Annotated in this window: 3 protein-coding genes; 2 read left to right on the forward strand and 1 reads right to left on the reverse strand. The window is 63.0% G+C overall.

What is annotated here, in order from left to right; translation table 11 throughout:
- Together AC1DYI_RS33805 and AC1DYI_RS33810 are read left to right on the forward strand one after the other, a co-directional pair.
- A partial coding sequence (locus AC1DYI_RS33805; RefSeq protein ID WP_477208481.1) for a sensor histidine kinase occupies positions 1–799 on the forward strand: 799 nt, incomplete at its 5' end.
- A 37-nt stretch (positions 800–836) separates the two neighbouring features.
- Positions 837–1646: a LytR/AlgR family response regulator transcription factor gene (locus AC1DYI_RS33810; RefSeq protein WP_477208482.1), complete on the forward strand. Its 810-nt coding sequence runs from the start codon at positions 837–839 to the stop codon at positions 1644–1646.
- Positions 1647–1767: 121 nt separating this feature from the next.
- On the opposite strand, the gene AC1DYI_RS33815 is transcribed toward AC1DYI_RS33810, so the two are convergent.
- A partial coding sequence (locus AC1DYI_RS33815) for a hypothetical protein (protein WP_477208483.1) occupies positions 1768–2063 on the reverse strand: 296 nt, incomplete at its 5' end.

The raw sequence follows: 2063 nt of genomic DNA on the forward strand, positions 1-2063 counted from the left end.
GCACTGCGTGATCGCGCAGGCACTCGGCAGCCCGCTGGCCGCTGTGCCGCCGAACTACCAGGGGTCGACGCTGCTGTTGCGTTTCCTGGAGGAGTTCTATTCCGATCTGTGGATGTACTGGCCGCTGGTTGGCGTCCGTGCGCTGCTTGATGCGCACGCCGCCGAGCGCGAGCGCGCTCTGCAGGCCAGTCAACTAGGCCAGCTGATGGCCGACCTGCAACTGTCGCTGCTGCGGGCGCAGATCCAGCCCCATTTCCTGTTCAACACCCTGCATGCCATTTCAGCCCTGCTTCGCGTGGACCCGCGGGCCGCCGAGGACATGCTGGCCGATCTGGCCGAGCTGCTACGAGCATCTTTCGACAATCCGACACACGAGACGAGCTTGCGCCACGAGATCGCCATCGTGGACTGCTACCTGAGAATCCAGCAAAGGCGTCTGGGTGAACGATTGACGTTGGTGCGGCACATCGATCCCGAGGTGTTGGATGCCGCGGTACCGACGCTGGTATTGCAGTCGTTGGTCGAGAACGCCGTCGTGCACGGGCTGGCGCCGGTGAATCGGCCGGGCCGGCTGGAGATCACTGCGCGTCGGGAAGCCGAACAGCTGCTGCTCGCGGTACGCGACGACGGCTCCGGCCTGCCGGACACACCGCGCCAAGGGGTGGGCTTGGCGAATGCACGCGAACGCCTGCGCCAACTCTATGGCGAAGCCCACAGCTTCAAGATCGGCGGGCAACCGGGTGCGGGCACCTGGGTTGATCTGCAACTGCCCTACCGAACAATGGCCGACGCGGCGTGAGGCGAGGTCAAGGCCGCACACGACAACAATGACCTCGATGAAGATTCGCACCCTGATCGTCGACGACGAACCGTTGGCCCGGCTGAACCTCAGCACGCTGCTGGCGCAGGAAGACGACTTCGATCTCGTGGGCGAATGTGCCGATGCTTCAACCGCTGCCACCGCGATACGGCAATTGGCACCCCAGCTGCTTTTCCTGGACGTGCAAATGCCCGGCATGGACGGCTTTGGCTTGCTCGACGCGGTGCAGGCCGCCTCACACGGCACAGACAACGAAGCCGCGCCACTGGCCATCGTCTTTGTCACCGCTCATGCCCAATTCGCAGTACGCGCATTCGACGCCCAGGCGCTGGACTACCTCCTCAAACCTTTTCGCCGTGAACGCTTCGAGGCCACGCTGGACCGCGTGCGCCAGCATCTGACCCACCCTGCGATGTCGGTGACAGCGCCTGCGTTGTGCGACAACGCGATAGCGGTCGAGCCCGATCGCATGGTTGTCAAGAGCGGTCAGCAGCTGGTGTTCATTCCCTTTGACGAGCTGGAAGTGGTGCGTGCCGCCGCCAACTACGTGACGCTGCACTTCGGCCGTGACGAAACGTTGGACGTGCGCGAAAAGATCGGCGTGCTGGCACAGCGCCTGCCGCCATCACGCTTCCTGCGCATCCATCGCTCCTACATCGTCAACCTGGCGCAACTGCGCTCGCTGTATGCGATCGGCGGCGGCGAATACATGGCCCGCCTTCGCAACGGCCGTGAGCTGCCTGTGGGCCCAAGCTACCCCGACGCCATCCGGCATGCCCTGGCGCGAGCGGGGATACCGCGGTTTGGTGGTGTTGGGGGGCTGTAGCGGGTTGTGCTGCGCGGCTGTGGGGGACGTTGTTGCTTGAGGCGTTCGACGTAGGGGGCGGCTTGCAGTCTGTCGCAAGACGTCGCCTTGACGGAGGGGTTAAGCCAAGGTTGGTTGACGGCTACCTAGGAGCCAAATAGATGTCTTCGTCGGGGTGCGGTGTGCAGTAGAACGAATGGTGTTTGACAACGTACTCCATGAGGGCATGTTCCCGGCTAGGGCCTACGTTGCCATCCGGGAAGAGTATGAGAATTCTCCTGTGGCAAATGTCGCCAGGAGGGGGCTGCGATTCACAGGCAAGGTGCAATCCATGTGATGCATCGATACGAGCTGCGGCGCATTCAAATCCCTCTGCACCAAGTGCGTTCGCCACGTCAGCCATGCGCAAGCCATCGAGTTGGTGCTTGAATTCAAAGT

This window comes from Ideonella sp. P3_A4, from assembly GCF_056403075.1.